The organism is Lysinibacillus sp. NPDC056959, assembly GCF_042674095.1.
Classification (GTDB): Bacteria; Bacillota; Bacilli; order Bacillales_A; family Planococcaceae; genus Lysinibacillus; species Lysinibacillus zambalensis.
Genome location: NZ_JBHURE010000001.1, coordinates 218,869 through 236,773, shown reverse-complemented (window position 1 = coordinate 236,773; position 17,905 = coordinate 218,869). Strand labels below are relative to the sequence as shown.

Annotated in this window: 17 protein-coding genes and 1 other annotated feature; all 17 genes read left to right on the top strand. The window is 37.8% G+C overall.

The features are described 5' to 3' along the window. The first annotated feature begins 35 nt into the window (after nucleotides 1-35). Entirely contained in the window at nucleotides 36-1,115 is a 1,080-nt protein-coding gene (locus tag ACFTQ7_RS01080) for an FtsW/RodA/SpoVE family cell cycle protein (protein ID WP_386826873.1), read from the top strand. A 20-nt stretch (nucleotides 1,116-1,135) separates the two neighbouring features. After that, nucleotides 1,136-1,954 carry a cell division protein FtsQ/DivIB gene (locus ACFTQ7_RS01075; RefSeq protein WP_349658923.1) on the top strand — a complete coding sequence of 273 codons (819 nt, stop codon included), beginning with the start codon at nucleotides 1,136-1,138 and terminating at the stop codon, nucleotides 1,952-1,954. Next, nucleotides 1,935-2,660, top strand: coding sequence for a DUF881 domain-containing protein (locus ACFTQ7_RS01070; protein ID WP_386826872.1), 726 nt, complete (start codon nucleotides 1,935-1,937; stop codon nucleotides 2,658-2,660). Before ACFTQ7_RS01075 ends, ACFTQ7_RS01070 begins: the two co-directional genes overlap by 20 nt. A gap of 70 nt (nucleotides 2,661-2,730) precedes the next feature. Continuing rightward, nucleotides 2,731-3,450, top strand: a complete 720-nt coding sequence (locus tag ACFTQ7_RS01065) for a DUF881 domain-containing protein (RefSeq protein ID WP_386826871.1) — start codon at nucleotides 2,731-2,733, stop codon at nucleotides 3,448-3,450. 3 nt (nucleotides 3,451-3,453) lie between these two features. Continuing rightward, complete coding sequence (locus tag ACFTQ7_RS01060; RefSeq protein ID WP_386826870.1) at nucleotides 3,454-3,825, top strand: small basic family protein; 372 nt, start codon at nucleotides 3,454-3,456, stop codon at nucleotides 3,823-3,825. Nucleotides 3,826-3,921: 96 nt separating this feature from the next. Continuing rightward, nucleotides 3,922-5,205 (top strand): cell division protein FtsA, encoded by a 1,284-nt coding sequence (ftsA, locus tag ACFTQ7_RS01055; RefSeq protein WP_386826869.1) that lies wholly within the window; start codon nucleotides 3,922-3,924, stop codon nucleotides 5,203-5,205. A 306-nt stretch (nucleotides 5,206-5,511) separates the two neighbouring features. Continuing rightward, the gene (ftsZ, locus tag ACFTQ7_RS01050; protein ID WP_386826868.1) at nucleotides 5,512-6,669 is read left to right on the top strand and encodes a cell division protein FtsZ; all 1,158 of its coding nucleotides are present in this window, start codon (nucleotides 5,512-5,514) and stop codon (nucleotides 6,667-6,669) included. Nucleotides 6,670-7,105: 436 nt separating this feature from the next. Beyond that, entirely contained in the window at nucleotides 7,106-7,939 is an 834-nt protein-coding gene (locus ACFTQ7_RS01045) for a sigma-E processing peptidase SpoIIGA (protein WP_386826867.1), read from the top strand. Between the two features lie 13 nt (nucleotides 7,940-7,952). Next, nucleotides 7,953-8,660 (top strand): RNA polymerase sporulation sigma factor SigE, encoded by a 708-nt coding sequence (gene sigE / locus ACFTQ7_RS01040; protein WP_049668349.1) that lies wholly within the window; start codon nucleotides 7,953-7,955, stop codon nucleotides 8,658-8,660. Nucleotides 8,661-8,776: 116 nt separating this feature from the next. Continuing rightward, the gene (gene sigG, locus ACFTQ7_RS01035; protein WP_349658917.1) at nucleotides 8,777-9,550 is read left to right on the top strand and encodes an RNA polymerase sporulation sigma factor SigG; all 774 of its coding nucleotides are present in this window, start codon (nucleotides 8,777-8,779) and stop codon (nucleotides 9,548-9,550) included. Nucleotides 9,551-10,358: 808 nt separating this feature from the next. Further along, entirely contained in the window at nucleotides 10,359-10,595 is a 237-nt protein-coding gene (locus ACFTQ7_RS01030; protein WP_079559778.1) for a PRC-barrel domain-containing protein, read from the top strand. 151 nt (nucleotides 10,596-10,746) lie between these two features. Next, complete coding sequence (locus ACFTQ7_RS01025) at nucleotides 10,747-11,451, top strand: YggS family pyridoxal phosphate-dependent enzyme (RefSeq protein ID WP_349658916.1); 705 nt, start codon at nucleotides 10,747-10,749, stop codon at nucleotides 11,449-11,451. Then, nucleotides 11,435-11,932 carry a cell division protein SepF gene (locus tag ACFTQ7_RS01020; protein ID WP_386826866.1) on the top strand — a complete coding sequence of 166 codons (498 nt, stop codon included), beginning with the start codon at nucleotides 11,435-11,437 and terminating at the stop codon, nucleotides 11,930-11,932. The genes ACFTQ7_RS01025 and ACFTQ7_RS01020 overlap by 17 nt, the downstream gene beginning before the upstream one ends. 20 nt (nucleotides 11,933-11,952) lie before the next feature. Continuing rightward, nucleotides 11,953-12,234, top strand: a complete 282-nt coding sequence (locus ACFTQ7_RS01015) for a YggT family protein (protein WP_386826865.1) — start codon at nucleotides 11,953-11,955, stop codon at nucleotides 12,232-12,234. A 551-nt stretch (nucleotides 12,235-12,785) separates the two neighbouring features. Next, nucleotides 12,786-13,574 (top strand): YlmH family RNA-binding protein, encoded by a 789-nt coding sequence (locus ACFTQ7_RS01010; RefSeq protein ID WP_386826864.1) that lies wholly within the window; start codon nucleotides 12,786-12,788, stop codon nucleotides 13,572-13,574. A 95-nt stretch (nucleotides 13,575-13,669) separates the two neighbouring features. After that, the gene (locus ACFTQ7_RS01005; protein WP_100544018.1) at nucleotides 13,670-14,194 is read left to right on the top strand and encodes a DivIVA domain-containing protein; all 525 of its coding nucleotides are present in this window, start codon (nucleotides 13,670-13,672) and stop codon (nucleotides 14,192-14,194) included. A 310-nt stretch (nucleotides 14,195-14,504) separates the two neighbouring features. Continuing rightward, nucleotides 14,505-14,724: a binding site (T-box leader), on the top strand. A 282-nt stretch (nucleotides 14,725-15,006) separates the two neighbouring features. Then, nucleotides 15,007-17,775 (top strand): isoleucine--tRNA ligase, encoded by a 2,769-nt coding sequence (gene ileS, locus ACFTQ7_RS01000; protein ID WP_386826863.1) that lies wholly within the window; start codon nucleotides 15,007-15,009, stop codon nucleotides 17,773-17,775. The last annotated feature ends 130 nt before the right edge of the window (nucleotides 17,776-17,905 follow it).

Genomic DNA, 17,905 nt, shown 5'->3' with positions numbered 1-17,905 from the left:
CTGTAACTATTTTAGAATATACTTGACTTGGAAGGATGGCATTACTGAGAGGAAAAGAAAGCTATTTATTGCTCGTCACAACATTGATGCTTTCAATAATCGGCATTATTTTCGTCTATTCTGCAGGTACCTATTGGAGTGCCGTTCATTATAGTGGAAAAATGCCGTTTTATATGAAGCAAAGTCTATACTTTGCCGTAGCTATTGTAGTGTTTTTAATCACTGTTCGATTAAATATTTTGAAAGAGCAGTCCTTTTGGAAAATGGCCTATATATTTTCGTTAGTTTTACTAGTCCTTGTACTTATACCGGGAATTGGACTTGTACGAAATGGCTCTCAAAGCTGGATTGGCGTAGGTCCCCTAACAATTCAGCCAGCTGAATTAGCGAAAATTACCGTCATTGTATACATGAGCCATATTTTAGCACAGCATAAAACGGGTACGTCGATTGTTAATTGGCGGCATGGATTGATCTTATTATTGCCCGTTGTACTAATTATGCTACAGCCCGATTTTGGTTCAGTTTTTATTCTCGTTGTTTCTGTGTTTTTATTGTTTTTTGTGGCAGGGTATCCTTTAAAGCTTTATGCAATGTTTATGATTGCTGGAATTGCTGGATTAGTAGGCTTGATTGTCACAGCGCCATACCGACTAAGGCGAATTGAGGCATTTATTGATCCGTGGTTAGATCCTTTAGGAAGTGGATTTCAGGCTGTGCAGTCGTTAATGGCTATAGGTCCGGCTGGGATTTTCGGGCATGGCTTTGGACAAAGTAGGCAAAAATTTTTATATTTACCCGAACCACAAAATGACTTTATTTACGCAATAATCCTTGAAGAGGTCGGATTGTTTGGTGGACTTGTTATTTTAGCACTTTTCGTACTGACGATTTATGCAGGCTATAAATTTGCAGTGCAGGCTAAAACAAGAACATCTTATTACGCGATCATCGGACTTGTAACAATGTTAGCCGTACAAGCATTTCTAAATATAGCAGTAGTGATTGGTTTAGTGCCTGTAACAGGTGTCACATTACCTTTTATCAGCTATGGAGGAACATCTTTAGTAACAATGTGGCTAATAATAGGTATTATTTATCAATTAGCGAAATAAATATAAAGGAGGAGTACTTTTTGGAGAAAGTAATTGACATAGAAGATCGCATACCTACGCTAAAAAAGCGGCGAAAAAAGCGTACAAATCGGAAATTTATAGTGCTAATATTACTTTTCTTTATTGTGTTAGCAGTACTCCTTTATTTTCAATCTCCTTACAGTAAAATCAACAAAATTACAGTCAATGGCGCTCGATTAGTAGAAGAACAATATTATTTGAAGTCAAGTACTCTTGCAACTGGGAAGTCAATGTGGGGATTTAAAGAAGAAGAGGTAGAGAAATTATTACTAAAGGATAAATGGGTGAAAGAAGCACATGTTAAACGTAATTGGCCTCAAGGCGTGGCAATAGAAATTAAAGAATGGAAAAAGGTTGCGTACTTAGCTGGTGACGGTACTTATTATCCATTACTTGAAAATGGCAAGCGCTTTGATCAAGCTGGAGATGAAATCCCGATTGATGCACCTGTATTTATCGGCATATCTGGCGAAAAGACAATTAAGAAACTTGTAAAGCAGTTAGCACAATTAAATCCAGAAGTATTAACTCTCATTTCTCAAGTCAATACTAATAGCAATAACTCAAACCCTAATGCAGTCAAGCTCTATATGAACGATGGCTATGAAGTTCGAGCTGTTATTCAAACATTAGCAGAAAAGCTAAATCATTACCCTTCACTTGTGGCACAAATTTCAAATTTGGAGAAGGGAGTTATCGATTTAGAGGTAGGCTCGTATTATCGTCCTTTCAATAATGAGTACAACCAAGCAGCTATTGATATAGATACCGATGCGGCCGACCAGGAAGTGGAAAAAGATGAACAAGAAAAAGAATAGCAAAGAAAATTTCTTTTCAAGAAAACAATTTCAGTTGCTTATTGTTTGTGTAACTATGGGGTTTATCATTGGCTATTCCTACAACCAGGCAAAAGATAATCGAGATGCAGGTTCGACCAATCCAAAGCTTTTGGAGCAAGAGGATTCATATCGTGAGGAGTTAATTGCACAGCAAGAGCGCAATAAAGAATTATCAGAAGAAGCGAATGCTTTGCAGGAAAAAATTCGTAAGTATGAAAAATCATTCGTCGCTGGCAAAAAGGATTATACAAAACTTGTTGAAGAAGCAGAAGATTTACGTTTGTTGTTAGGCGATTTAAATTCAGAAGGAAAAGGGATACGTATAACTCTTCAAGATGGTGATTACGATCCAAAATCTGCTAATCCTAATGATTATATCGTGCATGAAAGCCATATTTTTAAATTGCTCAATGAGCTTAAAATTTCTGGCGCTCAAGCAATTGCTATTAATGGTCAACGTGTTTTGGCGAATTCTTATATACGCTGTAATGGACCAGTCATTACGATTGATGGCAAGCAACATCCAGCTCCATTCGTCATCGAGGCTGTAGGAGATTCAGCAACATTCAAAGCTTCCTTAAACTTAAAAGGTGGCGTTGTGGATCAATTATTAAATGACAATATTGTTGTATCATTTGAAGAAGAGCAAAAGCTAACGATGCCAAAAGCAAAAGTAGAAAGTTAAACGATTTTTCTAATTTAAGATCTAAGGCGTAAATCTGTAAGGGGTTACGATACGTCTAGGAGGGGCTATTTTGAAAAAAAATATGTATACCCGAATAACGATCGTGCTATTTATTATCGGTTTGATGATAGCGGTACAATACAATACCATAAAGCAACCAGCTGAGCGAGATACACGAGATATTTGGGCCATAAGAGAGGAATTAGCAGAAGAAAAGCAAAGGCATTCCACATTATTAGCAGAAATTCGTTCACTTAATGAAGTAGTGGGTCGCTATGAGCAATCTGAGAAAGCAAATTTACAGTCGGCATTATATCAAACGCTGAATCGTTTAAAGCAACAGGCCGGGTTAACGGAAGTGACAGGGCCCGGAGTTGCACTTCGTGTAGAACCAGCGCCCGAATTAGTAGAAATGGGGTATGAAATCAAAGAAATTTCGCCTGATTTACTAACCCAATTACTAAATGCTCTGTTTAAAAACAATGCAGCGAGTGTCTCGATAGATGGAAATCGAGTTGTCCAGACAACAGCCATTCGAGACATAAATGGAAAGACGACAGTGAACAGTGTACCACTGTCAGCACCACCCTTTGAAATTTATGTTGGGACAAGCTCATTTAAGGAAGCACAAAAAATGTACAATTCATTACAGGCTTCCACATTTATTGATTCCTTTTATATGGACAACTTTAACTTAATAATAGAGGAACCAACAGAGCATTTAATAATCCCAGCATTTGATCAGCCATTGACAAATGATTATTTAACAGAGGTGAAAAAAGGAGAATAATATATGTGGCTACCATTTCTAGGTTTGATATTTGGACTTGCCCTTGGCTTGTTAACAAATATGCAAATACCCTCTATTTATGAAAATTATCTGTCAATAGCTGTTTTAGCAGCCTTAGATACATTATTTGGCGGTATTCGTGCTCAATTACAGCAAGTATATGATGATAAAGTATTTGTATCTGGATTCTTTTTTAATATAATTCTGGCAGCGGGATTAGCCTTTTTAGGTGTGTATTTAGGAATAGATTTGTATTTAGCGGCCATTTTCGCTTTTGGAGTACGTTTGTTCCAGAATATAGCAATAATTAGGCGTATTTTACTAGCTAAGATAGATGAGAAACGTCACAAAAGGAACAAAAATTCCATAGAATGAGAGAAAAGTTGAGCTAAATGCTCGATTTGCTTAGACATTATGCCGAATTTACAATAGAATGAGAATAAGAGCATTTTTTCGAGGAGGTGCAGCGAATTGAATCAGCAAGATTTATATATTTCTCTTGATATAGGATCATCCTCTATCAAGGTATTAATAGGTGAAATGAGCGACGGTCAGTTACATGTAATTGGGGTCGGAAATGTAAAATCGAATGGAGTTCGAAAAGGTGCGATTGTTGATATTGATGCAACAGTTCAATCAATTCGAAAAGCAATAGATCAAGCTGAACGAATGACAGGATATCAAATTAATGAAGTCGTTTTAGGTGTTCCAGCTAACCAGACGATGTTACAGCTGGTTAAAGGTGTAGTCGCTGTAAATAGTGAAAATAGAGAAATTACAGATGATGATTTAGATAGAGTAGTAGAATCTGCACAAGTCATGTCAATACCTCCTGAACGTGAATTAGTGAATATTATTCCAAGACAGTTTATTGTGGATAATTTAGATGAGATTAAAGATCCACGAGGCATGATTGGCATCCGTTTAGAAATGGATGCCACAATGATTACTACTTCAAAAACACTTTTACACAATGTTCTACGTTGTGTAGAACGTGCAGGTCTAAGCATTCGAGAAATATATTTGCAACCATTAGCAGCAGGTTTTTTTGCATTATCGGAGGATGAAAAAAACCAAGGAACCGCGTTTGTTGATCTAGGAGGCGGTTCAACTACTATCACAGTATTTGAAGAGGGATTATTAACACATACAGGTGTCATTCCAATTGGTGGCGATCATATTACAAAAGATATTTCAATCGTCTTAAAAACACCAACAGAACAGGCAGAGCAAATTAAACATCAATTTGGACATGCCTATTATGATGATGCATCTGATGAAGAACTTTTCGAAGTACCGGTTGTAGGGACAGATTCAACAGATCAGTACAGCCAGCGCTATATTTCAGAAATAATTGGCGCTCGTTTGGAAGAATTATTTGAATTAGTCATTGACGAGTTAGCCCGTCTAGGTGTTAGAGATTTACCAGGTGGTGTTGTTTTGACTGGAGGCGTTGCAAAGCTTGACGGTATTGCTCAACTGGCGCGTCAGATTCTGCAAACTCGTGTTAGAATATATACACCTGACTATATTGGCGTTAGAGAGCCTTCATTTACGACGGCAGTTGGACTTATTCGTTACGCCTATTTAGAAGATGATTTTTATGGAAAAAGTGCTAATACGCAACCTATTGAATATGCAGTTGTAGGATCTCCTGCAGCCACACCTAAAAAGCAAGAATATGCTACACCTTCAGAACCAAAAGGAAGCGTAATCGGAAGAGCAAAAAAATTATTTGATAAGTTTTTTGATTAACTTCTTTCAGCAGAAGTCACCACCTCTATAGGTGGTGAGATGAATGCGGATTTAAGCTACTTTTCAGCAGATGTCCAAACACCTGCTGAAAGAAGTTAATGCCTCCGGCGGATGTCACGGAATCGGAAAGGAGTTCTTAGGGGATGTTAGCCTAAGATCATCGCATCCATGCGATAACGGCTAACTGACCTGCATCGTGCAGGCCTAAGCACAAAGCCGATTCCGGACGCAATTATACCGAGGCATAATTGATCTTGAATGCGTAATGAATGATACAGAGTCGAGTTACCGTGGGAGGAAAAAGAAATGTTAGAATTTGATACAAGTGTTGATCAACTTGCAGTAATAAAAGTCATTGGTGTTGGTGGCGGCGGTAACAACGCTGTCAATCGAATGATAGAACATGGTGTACAAGGTGTTGACTTTATCGCAGTAAACACAGATGCACAGGCCTTAAATTTATCGAAGGCAGAAATTAAGCTACAAATTGGTACAAAACTTACACGTGGATTAGGTGCAGGTGCTAATCCTGAAGTAGGGAAAAAAGCTGCAGAAGAGAGCCGTGAACAATTAGAGGAAGTTCTTCGTGGTGCAGATATGGTATTCGTTACAGCTGGAATGGGCGGAGGAACTGGTACTGGTGCCGCGCCAGTAATCGCACAAATTTCTCGCGATCTAGGAGCCCTTACAGTTGGTGTTGTAACTCGTCCATTTACGTTTGAAGGTCGCAAACGACAAACACAAGCTATCGGTGGTATCGGTGGCATGAAAGAGTCTGTTGATACTTTAATCGTTATTCCGAACGACAAGTTATTACAAATTGTCGATAAATCTACACCAATGCTAGAAGCATTCCGTGAAGCAGATAATGTTTTACGACAAGGTGTACAAGGTATTTCAGATTTAATTGCAACGCCAGGTCTTATTAACTTAGACTTTGCAGACGTAAAAACAATTATGTCTAACAAAGGTTCAGCGTTAATGGGTATTGGTATTGCTACAGGTGAAAACCGTGCTGCAGAAGCGGCTAAAAAAGCAATTTCAAGTCCATTACTTGAATCATCAATTGATGGCGCTAAAGGTGTCCTTATGAACATTACTGGTGGCTCAAATCTTAGCCTATTTGAAGTACAAGAGGCTGCAGATATTGTAGCATCAGCATCAGATGAAGAAGTAAATATGATTTTCGGTTCTGTTATTAACGAAAATCTAAAAGATGAAATTATTGTGACAGTAATTGCAACTGGCTTCTCAGAGGAAGCTTTACAGCAACAGCGTAATGCTCCACGACCGACGTTAAATGCAAATAGACAAGCTACGCAACAACAGCAAGCTCCGATCCGTGAGCAACGTCAAGAAGTGCATGTGCAGCAAGAACTACCACGTCAAAATCAACAAAATTATGTACAGGATGACACGCTTGAAGTACCGGCATTTTTACGCAATCGTAAAAATCGCGGATAAGTCAGCATCCAAACTTTAAAAAGCTCGTATTTTACATTATGTGAAATACGAGCTTTTTTGTGTTGTTGAAAACTATTATGTTATGAATGTTGTTGCCTCTTTATCTGTTCCAGGCTACTCGTTTTCCTCAGTGGCGAGCATCGAGCTGTTTCTTTCATTGTGTTGTCGCTGTCACTCCGTTAAGAGTACACTTTCACACAAAAACAAAGCGCCCAGTTGGAACGGAAATCAACCTCTCGTTTTGCAAAAAAAGCCATATACTTCATTTAATATGACAGCATAATTTCATTGATATTTCCAGTGACTTAAAAATTAATTATGTTCAAATGTGTAAGGAAAAGATGTATTTTGTCAAAACATTTTTATGAAATGATGCGATTGTTTGACAATATTTGTGGGTGTAACATGCTAACTTTGTAAGTAGGAGGCGGCTGTTATGTATGGAGAATGGCTGGTGCTCATTAATACACTTTTTAATCTAGCGATACTTACGTTTACAGCGAGAGTAACAGGGGTTTTTGTAAAGAACACGAGATTATTAATGAGTTCTATATGTAGTAGTTTTGTAGCTGTAATAGGTGGTCAAATGCTGTTAATGACAATACTGAGCTTTATCTTACTAATCGGCATAGCTTTTCGCTTTAAGATTCGAAGCTTTCAGAAGCAAGGACCGATTGTGTTAACAGCAACAATCATTATTGGTGGATTATTAACAGCGTTACAACCGTATTTAAAAAATCTTTCTGCTGTCCATTTTATAATTATTTGCCTACTATTAGCAGTTGGTAACCTTGCTGCTTTTTATAAGCAATGGGGATTTGTAAAGCTTGAGCGGTTAAGTGGTCAGTTTGTGTTTGATACGAATTTAAAAATTTTTGATATCACGATACCACTTTCTGCATTTGTAGATACAGGGAATCAAGCAATTGAGCCACTATCAGGAAAACCTGTTCACTTTGTCTCTTATGCAGCATTACGCTCACATTTACCTGCAGCATTTTGCAAATCATTGATAGAATGGCAAGAAACTGATCCGTATAATGTATCCATGTTTTCAGAAGATTATCAGCGTTATATTCGATTTATTCATGTCAATACAGTGCAACAGCAGTCGGTTGTACTAGGTTTCCGCTTTGATGAGTGGCATATAAAAGGGGAGCATTCACAAGTGAAAACGAATGAATATATCGTATTAACAAAAAAGGCTAAAAATTTTCCGCACAGCACAGCAGCAATTTTACATTTTTCAGCGCTTTCAAATAACTCATAGAGGGGGAGAACTATTGCTTCTTAGGCTACTTGCTAGCTTGAAAAAATTTTGGAGTAAGTTTCGGAGTCGTGAAACGTACTATATAGGGGGAAATGATTCATTGCCAGTGCCATTAAGTCGAGAAGAAGAAGTTACAGTCATTGCATCCTTTATGAATGGTGATTTAAGAGCTAGAGATACACTAATTGAACGTAATTTGCGTCTTGTTGTTTATATTGCTAGACGTTTTGATAATACGGGAACACCGATTGAGGATTTAATAAGTATTGGCTCGATCGGTTTAATTAAGGCGATTGAAACGTTCAATACTGATAAAAATATTAAGCTTGCCACGTACGCATCACGTTGTATTGAAAATGAAATTTTGATGCATTTACGTAAAACAAGTCGCATGAAGGGTGAAGTTTCATTAGATGAACCATTAAACTCAGATGCTGATGGAAATGAATTGTTATTGTCTGATATTTTAGGAACGGAAGAGCATATTATTTTAGACAATGTAGAGAAGAAAATTGAGCGTCAACATATGTTTCATGCGATTAATTTACTAGGCGCGCGTGAAAGATATATTATGGAATGTCGTTTCGGCCTCAATGGAAAAATTGAAATGACTCAAAAAGAAGTTGCTGATCATTTAGGTATTTCACAATCATATATTTCCCGATTAGAGAAGAAAATTATTCAAGATCTACGTGAAAATTTGAATCAACCAATTTCTTAGAGAGGGAAATTTACCCTACCTAAAATTGGTCGTAGCTTTTGTGCATATTCTCGTTTCTCTCGGACAAACTGATGTAACGGTTTAGTCAGAGAATAACATCCGGAGGAATCGAATATATGCGAACTAAAGTAGATCTTTGCGGCTTAGATACATCGACTTTGCCAATTTTAAAGCACGAGGAAATGAAGGAACTATTTATTCGTTTACAAGCTGGAGAAACTGAGATTAGGGAAGAGCTTGTAATGTGCAATTTAAGGTTAGTGCTCAGTATTGTCGGTAGATTTGCCTATAGGGGTGAACAGGCAGATGATTTATTTCAAGTAGGCTGTATTGGCCTCATGAAAGCCATTGATCATTTTGATTTGAAGCATAATGTACGATTTTCAACATATGCTGTGCCAATGATCATAGGTGAAATTCGTCGCCATCTGCGTGATCATCATGCATTGCGTGTTTCTCGCTCTCTAAGAGATATTGCATATAAGGCAATGCAGGCAAAAGAGCAATGGATAACCGATAATTTACGAGAACCAACGATTGAAGAAATTGCTGATATGATTGACATGAAAAAGGAAGATGTTTTATTTGCTTTAGATGCCATTCAAGATCCAGTTTCCTTACAGGAGCCTATTTATTCAGACGGCGGAGACGCTGTTTATATGATGGATCAATTACGTGATGATGATGTATCAGAAGATCAATGGGTAGCCTACGTGTCGGTAAAGGAAAGTTTACAAAAGTTAGATGATCGTCAACAAATGATTGTTGCAAAGCGTTTTTATTACGGTGAGACACAAACTGAAATTGCAAAAGAATTGGGGATCTCTCAAGCGCAAATTTCACGTCTAGAAAAAAATGCAATTGAAACAATGCAGAAAGATTATAAGTAAAAACACAATGCGCACCCGAGTTCTCGGTGCGCATTTTAATTTATATCAATGGTATAAATTAAGTAGGGCCCCTCGGCAAGACGAGGGGTTGATTTCCGTTCCGACTGGGCGCTTTGTTGCTGCCGCTTCGCTTTCGCACAGAGCAGAGCTTCCTGGGGGCGTCCGATGAGCCGCTTGGGCCAACATGATGTTGGTCACGAAGGCGTTATCACAGGAGGATGTGATGCTCTTAGCCTTCGTTCCTCTATTACTAATCCCCAAGGAGTCGCCCAGTCTCCACTCCAATCAACCCAATACATATAGCGGGCATCCTCTGACACGATGCTCAAATTTAAGTGATAAAACGAAACATTTGCATAAGAGTTTTGACTGTGCAAAAGTGTAGGGACTGTAATAACAGATGTACAATATTGTCACTGATAAAAGTCTATTCTGTTCGATTAAGGTGCGTTTTCATAGCGTCCACTTTTGAAATTCTCCGCTATCGCTGATTGGAGTGGAAGGCTACTCGACTCCAGTGGGAAAGCGAGACAGCGAGACCTGAGGCCAACACGATGTTGGTCACGAAGGCATTGTCACAGGACGTGACGCACTTAGCCTTCGTTCCTTTAGCGAAGGAAGCGGCTCGACGCTCGCCCACAGGAAAGCGAGTAGCCTGGAACGGAAATCGCCCCTTCGTTTTGCCAAAGAGAGATTACTTGATCATTTCATTTTCATTTAACCAACAATAAACACATAAATATAAAGAGAAAACATAGTTTGTTGAGATAAAAACGATGTTGAGAGTAATTGATTTAGGAGGGATAAAATGCGTTTCTCGATGTTACAGCAAAAAGAAGTAATTGAAGCAGGGAACGGACGCTTTTTAGGATTTGTGGTAGATGCAGAGGTATCCAAAGAAACAGGCTATGTAACGGCTTTTATGATTGCAGAGCCCCGAAAATATTTAGGGCTTTTTCGCGGGGAAGAATCGGTAAGGAAAGTGTATATGAAAGATGTACTTGTAGTTGGAAAGGATGTCATTTTAGTGAAAGCAATATCCTAAAAGACAAAATTATTATGTATATTAAAAATCAAAGCATTTTAAAGCGTTGCCAGGGTAAAATGTACTTTCACATAGGTCAGGCTATTCATTGATAATTCAAGCATTGCTTGTTACAATATAAGAAACTATTGTTGTAAAGTTGGGAAAAACATTGACAAAAATCTTAACAAATTTGAAGAAAATTAATGATCTTATACAAGCAGCAAAAAAACGAGCAAATCGTGAAGCAGAGAAAGTTCAAATTATTGCAGTGACAAAAGAAGTTTCTGTAGAAAGAACACAAGAAGCAATTGATGCAGGCCTTATTCATTTAGGAGAGAACCGTCCAGAAGGCTTAAATCGTAAAACTGAAGCGATTCAAGCTGATGTACATTGGCATTATATCGGTTCTTTACAAACACGTAAGGTCAAACAGGTCATTAACAGTATCGATTATTTACATTCACTAGATCGTTTAAGTTTAGCGCAAGAAATTGAAAAAAGAGCAGACAAACCTGTTAAATGCTTTGTACAAGTTAATGTATCGGGCGAAGAGTCAAAACATGGTTTATCGATTGAAGAAGTCCTACCTTTTATTGAATCATTAAAAAGTTTTACGAAAGTTCAAGTTGTTGGTTTAATGACGATGGCACCGAATACTGATGAGGATACAATTATTCACTCTGTTTTTAAGCAATTAAAACAATGTCAACAGCAAATAGCCGAGCAAGGATTCGCACATGCGCCTTGTACCGAGTTATCAATGGGCATGTCTAATGACTTTGAAATTGCGGTAGAAGAAGGGGCTACATTTGTACGAGTTGGAACGGCTCTTGTTGGAAATGAAAGAGGGGAACAGGATGAGCATGAAAAATAAAATTAAAAATTTCTTTTATCTTGAGGAAGAAATAGAAGAAGAAATTACTCAAGCTCCTATTCAACAGCAGCAACCCGTACAACAACAGCAACAAATCCAATCGGTAAAGCCTAAAAAAGGTATGAAGGAGCGTAAGGCACCGGTTCAGGAAATTTTTCCGCAGAGTACAACGCCTACAAACAATATTGTTAGTTTGCAGGCAGCAATGAATTCTAAAGGTGCAAAAGTTGTATTAGTTGAACCTAGAGTTTATGCCGAAGCGCAGGACATTGCAGAACATTTAAAAAATAGGCGTGCAACGATCGTCAATTTACAACGAATTGAGCGAGATCAAGGTGTACGAATTATTGATTTTTTAAGTGGCACAGTGTATGCACTCGGCGGTGATATTCAAAGAATCGGTAAAGATATTTTCCTATGCACACCTGAAAATGTAGAAGTATCTGGCGAAATTTCGAATTTTATTTTAGACGATAATTAATAGCGAGGATTGTAGTTTATATGACATTTTTATTAATCATGAAGTATGTGTCTATAGCATTTTATGTATATTCACTAATGCTAGTCGCATATGTGTTAATGTCCTGGGTACCTGCTGTTCAAAATACATCAGTTGGACGTATTCTTACAAAATTATGTGAACCTTATCTTGGGATTTTTAGAAAATTTATTCCGCCAATCGGCATGATTGATATCTCACCTATCGTAGCAATATTTCTCCTTAACTATATTCAAAAAGGGCTGTTTATTGTTATATTTAAAATTTATGAAATGTTTATTTAAAAAAAATCCTCACGAACGGTGGGGATTTTTTATTTATGGGGAATACTACATTTAACAAAAAAGGTTGTCATTATTCCTTAAGTAGGAGTATAGATTAGTGTTCTGGCATTACTAAAGCAAATCCAACTGAATTTAAGGAACAATACTAAAATTAAAAAGTGTTGTTAATATAATTACATATATTTTTACTTATCACTAAAAGTTGAGGTGGCATTAGTTTAAACGTAATGTTGATTTGAGTGATGGGGGCCGCTACATCTATTATTAATTATAACAATTTTTTGTGGATATTTTGCAGAATATACCCATTTTACTGATTGTAGCGTAGGGCTACTCGACTCCCGCGGGAAAGCGAGACAGACGAGACCCTGCACGGAGCGGATGTTTTCTGTGCGAAAGCGAAGCGGCTCGACTCTCGCCCGCAGCGGAAATCAGAGCCCCCTAATTAATTTGTCTGTTCAAAAAAGGATAACCAATATTTTCTGATATAAAACCAAAAAATACCGATAAAATTGTGCTAGTAAATGAGAGATAATAAAGGTGGAGTAAACATGGAGCATTTAATACAGCATTTTAGAAAAGATGAACAGCCTTTTATTGAACAGGTTGTGAGCTGGCAGCATGAGGTAGAGGATCGATACGCTCCAAAGCTTACTGATTTTTTAGATCCTCGTCAACGTTTTATTGTTACATCGATTATTGGACAATATGACACATTGAAAACAACTAATGCTGGGCTCTTTGATAATGCAGAAAGACAACGCATGCTGATTTATCCTACCTATTATGAACCTGTGGAAGAAGATTTTCAGCTTACCGTATTTACGATTCAATACCCTGTGAAATTTGTCCAACTACGACATCCAGATGTTCTTGGCGCTTTATTATCTTTAGGACTGAATCGTGGCAAATTCGGTGATATTCGTGTGAATGAACAGCTAGTACAATTTGTAGTAGCGAATGAGATAGCGGAATATGTACGCTTACATTTAACAGGCATCGGCAAAGTAAAGGTACATGTAGAATCGATTAAAGAGACAGAGACGCTGCTACAAAACGAGGAAGAGTGGTTAGAAGAATCTCATACTGTTTCCTCTATGCGTTTAGATGTTATTATTTCAACGGTTTTAAAAACTTCTCGCCAAAAGGCACAAGCATTAATTACAGGTAAAAAGGTACGTGTCAATTGGACTGAACGGGATACAGTTGCCTTTGAATTACAAGAAGGAGACATTTTATCTGTACGTGGAAGTGGTCGAATAAAAATTATGATGACGGAAGGACGTACAAAAAAAGATAAAATTCGATTACAAATCGGTCGATTGGCCCAAAAAAGCTGAAAATCAAGTAAATTTCATTAATTTTTACTGCTAAGTTGTTGGAACAATTGTATAATAGAAAGTATGAATGTACATGTAAAGGAGAGAAGGATCGTATGCCGTTATCACCTATTGATATACATAATAAGGAGTTTACTAAATCCTTCAGAGGTTACGCTGAAGATGAAGTAAATGAATTTTTAGATCAAATTATTAAAGACTATGAGATTTTGTTACGGGAAAAGAAGGAAGTAGACAGACAACTGGAGATTTCCTTAGAACAAGCGAGACATTTTAATTCTTTAGAGGAAACGTTACAAAAGTCAATTGTTGTTGCGCAAGAGGCAGCTGACGAAGTACGAAGAAATTCTCAAAAAGAAGCTAAACTGATTGTAAAAGAAGCAGAAAAAAATGCTGATCGAATTATCAATGAGGCTTTAACGAAGGCTCGTAAAGTGACAATTGAAATTGATGAGCTGAAAAAGCAATCAAAAGTATTCCGTAATCGTTTTAAAATGCTTGTAGAGGCACAGCTTGATTTACTAAATGCAGATGACTGGGATCATTTGCTACAATATGATATTGACCTTACTGAAATTCAAGTATCTGTCGAAGAAGCACAAGAAGCCGATCAAGTTTAACTTTTTTCAGCATTCATCTTCCACCTCTATAAGTTGTGTGTTGAATGCGAGTTAAGTTGCTTTTTCAGTGGGTGTCCAAACACCTGCTGAAATAGAGGAAATCAGTCTAAGAACGTGGCATTACCGAAATGACCGACATCGTGTCGGCCCTCACGCAGGCTTAAGCACAAAGCCGAATCCGGACACAATTATGCCGAGGCATAGTTGATTCTATCTATATTGTAGACATTGTGAAGCAATAAGTGAAACTTGACGTGATTGTATGATTTTCATATACTATGGTAATAGTAATTATTTTGAACACATATGCAAACAGGCAAAGACGAAGACAGTATTTGTTAGGCGTAGTTAAGCGATTTGGGGATAGTGTGAGCCCAAACAAGCAAATAACAATGAACATCACTTCGGAGCTAAATAACTGAATGTAGTAAGTTATTTCGTAGTGCACGACGTTAATGTGCTTTAAGTGGTAGTACAATTTTGTGCTACAATTAGGGTGGTACCGCGAGTATAAGCTTCTCGTCCCTTTCAGGGATTGAGAGGCTTTTTTATGTTCAAATGACGGTTGGCTTCATCTCTATTAGTATGAAATGGCTAAATCCTATGTTTGAACTTATACATCCATTGTTAAAACGTGTTGATTTTGCCGATAACTAGAACTTGAGGGCATTTCCCGAAATGGTTCTATGTAGCGCCCAGCCGGAACGGAAATCAACCACACGTTATAATGATAAGCCTAATAACTGTCGTAAGTGTATGAGCGCCTATGAGCATTTGTTTGTTGTTTGTAAACATAAAGGAGGAATTGAAAAATGGTTGAGTACAAAGATACTTTATTAATGCCAAAAACAGATTTCCCAATGCGTGGAAACTTACCGGCAAATGAACCGAAGATGCAAGAAAAATGGGACGAAATGGACATTAATAAATTGCAGATGGAGCGTACAGAAGGATGTCCTGAATATGTGTTACACGATGGACCTCCATATGCAAATGGTGATATCCATATCGGTCACGCTTTAAATAAAGTGCTGAAAGATATGATTACGCGTCATCGCTCTATGAATGGTTACCATGTAAACTATATTCCAGGTTGGGATACTCATGGTTTACCAATTGAGCAAGCACTTACGAACAAAGGTGTAAAGCGTAAAGAAATGTCTGTTGCTGAATTCCGTAAATTATGTGAAGAGTATGCTTACGAGCAAATTGACAACCAACGTACACAATTCCGCCGTTTAGGTGTTCGTGGTGATTGGGAAAATCCATATATTACATTAAAGCCTGAATTTGAAGCACGTCAAATCGAAGTATTCGGTAAGATGGCTGAAAAGGGCTATATTTATAAAGGTTTAAAACCAGTTTACTGGTCTCCATCATCTGAATCTGCACTGGCAGAAGCAGAGATTGAATATCAAGATGTTAAATCGCCTTCTATTTATGTAAGCTTTGCGCTTAAAGATGCTAAAGGTGTAGTTCCAGCAGATGCTAAAATGATCATTTGGACAACAACACCTTGGACAATTCCAGCGAACTTAGGGATTTCTGTAAACCCTGAATTTATTTATGTTGTTGTGGCAGTTGCAGATAAAAAATTCATCATTGCAAAAGAATTATTAGAAAAAGTTGCTAACGAACTTGAATGGGAAGCATATGAAGTTGTGCAAGAAGTTAAAGGTGAAGCGTTAGACCGAGTTGTTGCACAGCATCCATTCTATGACCGTGAATCTCTTGTAATGGTTGGAGAGCACGTAACTGCTGAAGCGGGTACTGGCTGTGTTCATACAGCACCAGGACACGGTGAAGATGACTATCAAATTAGTAAACAATATGGTCTACCAATTCTTAGCCCAGTTGATAATAGCGGCTGCTATACAGATGAAGCACCTGGTTTTGAAGGTGTATTCTATAATGATGCAAACAAATTAATCACTGAAAAATTAAAAGAAGTAGGTGCTTTAGAAAAGCTTAACTTCTTTACACACTCATATCCACATGACTGGCGTACGAAAAAACCAGTTATTTACCGTGCAACACCACAATGGTTTGCGTCGGTTGATGCATTCCGTGATGAGTTACTAGGAGCTGTAAAATCAACAGCATTTACACCTGCTTGGGGTGAAACTCGTCTTTATAATATGATTCGTGACCGTGGAGACTGGGTAATTTCACGTCAGCGTGCATGGGGCGTGCCAATTCCAATTTTCTATGCTGAAAATGGAGAACCCATTATTACACCAGAAACAATTGCTCATATCTCAGCTTTATTCCGTGAACATGGGTCAAATATTTGGTTCCAAAAAACAGCTAAAGAACTATTACCTGAAGGCTTCACACACTCTAGTAGCCCGAACGGTGAATTTACAAAAGAAAACGATATTATGGACGTTTGGTTTGACTCAGGTTCTTCTCACCAAGGTGTGCTAGTAGAACGTGGTATGAAGTATCCTGCTGATCTATATTTAGAAGGTTCTGACCAACACCGTGGATGGTTTAACTCATCATTAATTACTTCTGTGGCTATTAATGGCTATGCACCATATAAGGGACTATTAACACATGGTTTCGTTCTAGATGGTGAAGGTCGTAAGATGAGTAAGTCTTTAGGGAATGTCATTATCCCGAAAAAAGTGATGGACCAATACGGAGCAGATATTCTTCGTTTATGGGTTGCATCAGTAGATTATACAGCAGACGTTCGTATCTCAATGGATATGTTGAAGCAAGTTTCTGAGGTTTATCGTAAAATCCGTAACACATTCCGTTTCTTACACGGAAATTTAGCTGATTTTGATGCGACGAAAGATCGTGTAGCATATGCAGACCTTCGTGAAATGGATCAATACGTTTATATGCGCTTACAAGATGTTTTAAAAACTGTTCGTGCTGCATATGATCGCTATGATTTCGCGGCTGTGTATCATGCAGTGAATAACTTTGTTGCTGTAGAATTATCTTCTTTCTATTTAGATATTGCAAAAGATGTTGTGTACATCGAAGGTCATGACAACAAAGACCGCCGTGCAATGCAAACGGTTATTTATGATACATTAATGACGTTAGTGAAAGTAATGTCACCTATTATCCCTCACACAAGTGACGAAATGTGGTCTTACTTACATGCTCAAGGTGTTGTAGAAGCGGTATCTGTACAATTAACAGACTTCCCAGAGGTAGATGAACATGAAAACTTCGAAAGTCTACGCGAAAAATGGGTAAAAATTATTGATGTCCGTGATGATGTTTTAAAAGCATTAGAGGAAGCTCGTAATGCAAAAACAATCGGTAAATCACTTGAAGCGAAAGTGACAGTTTATGCGAAAGAAGATGTGGCAGCATTATTAAATGATGCAAGCATTAATTTTGCACAGCTTTCAATCGTTTCTGCCTTTGAAGTAGCATCAATAGAAGCTGCACCAGCAGATGCATTAGCTTTAGAACATGCTTCGATCGTTGTAGAAAAAGCAACAGGTGAAAAATGTGAGCGTTGCTGGTCTATTTCTGAAACAGTCGGTTCAAATGAAGCACATTCAACAGTGTGCGCGCGTTGTGCAGAAGTTGTAGAAACGTATTACGCTTAATTTAAGAATCTGCATTCTATGTAATTAATAACGCAAGTCTCCTTGATGATGGGGGGGCTTGCGTTTTTTATTTTGTCACCTGAGGTCTAGCAGATTCTTTTTTGTCATGGAGTGATTTCTTAAAAATTTG

What these genes read in the sequence shown, in the direction of transcription:
- ACFTQ7_RS01080 (WP_386826873.1), top strand. Translation starts at nt 36, where the DNA reads ATGGCATTACTGAGAGGAAAAGAAAGCTATTTATTGCTCGTCACAACA.
- ACFTQ7_RS01070 (WP_386826872.1), top strand. Translation starts at nt 1,935, where the DNA reads ATGAACAAGAAAAAGAATAGCAAAGAAAATTTCTTTTCAAGAAAACAA.
- ACFTQ7_RS01060 (WP_386826870.1), top strand. Translation starts at nt 3,454, where the DNA reads ATGTGGCTACCATTTCTAGGTTTGATATTTGGACTTGCCCTTGGCTTG.
- ftsZ (WP_386826868.1), top strand. Translation starts at nt 5,512, where the DNA reads ATGTTAGAATTTGATACAAGTGTTGATCAACTTGCAGTAATAAAAGTC.
- ACFTQ7_RS01045 (WP_386826867.1), top strand. Translation starts at nt 7,106, where the DNA reads ATGTATGGAGAATGGCTGGTGCTCATTAATACACTTTTTAATCTAGCG.
- sigG (WP_349658917.1), top strand. Translation starts at nt 8,777, where the DNA reads ATGCGAACTAAAGTAGATCTTTGCGGCTTAGATACATCGACTTTGCCA.
- ACFTQ7_RS01030 (WP_079559778.1), top strand. Translation starts at nt 10,359, where the DNA reads ATGCGTTTCTCGATGTTACAGCAAAAAGAAGTAATTGAAGCAGGGAAC.
- ACFTQ7_RS01020 (WP_386826866.1), top strand. Translation starts at nt 11,435, where the DNA reads ATGAGCATGAAAAATAAAATTAAAAATTTCTTTTATCTTGAGGAAGAA.
- ACFTQ7_RS01015 (WP_386826865.1), top strand. Translation starts at nt 11,953, where the DNA reads ATGACATTTTTATTAATCATGAAGTATGTGTCTATAGCATTTTATGTA.
- ACFTQ7_RS01010 (WP_386826864.1), top strand. Translation starts at nt 12,786, where the DNA reads ATGGAGCATTTAATACAGCATTTTAGAAAAGATGAACAGCCTTTTATT.
- ACFTQ7_RS01005 (WP_100544018.1), top strand. Translation starts at nt 13,670, where the DNA reads ATGCCGTTATCACCTATTGATATACATAATAAGGAGTTTACTAAATCC.
- ileS (WP_386826863.1), top strand. Translation starts at nt 15,007, where the DNA reads ATGGTTGAGTACAAAGATACTTTATTAATGCCAAAAACAGATTTCCCA.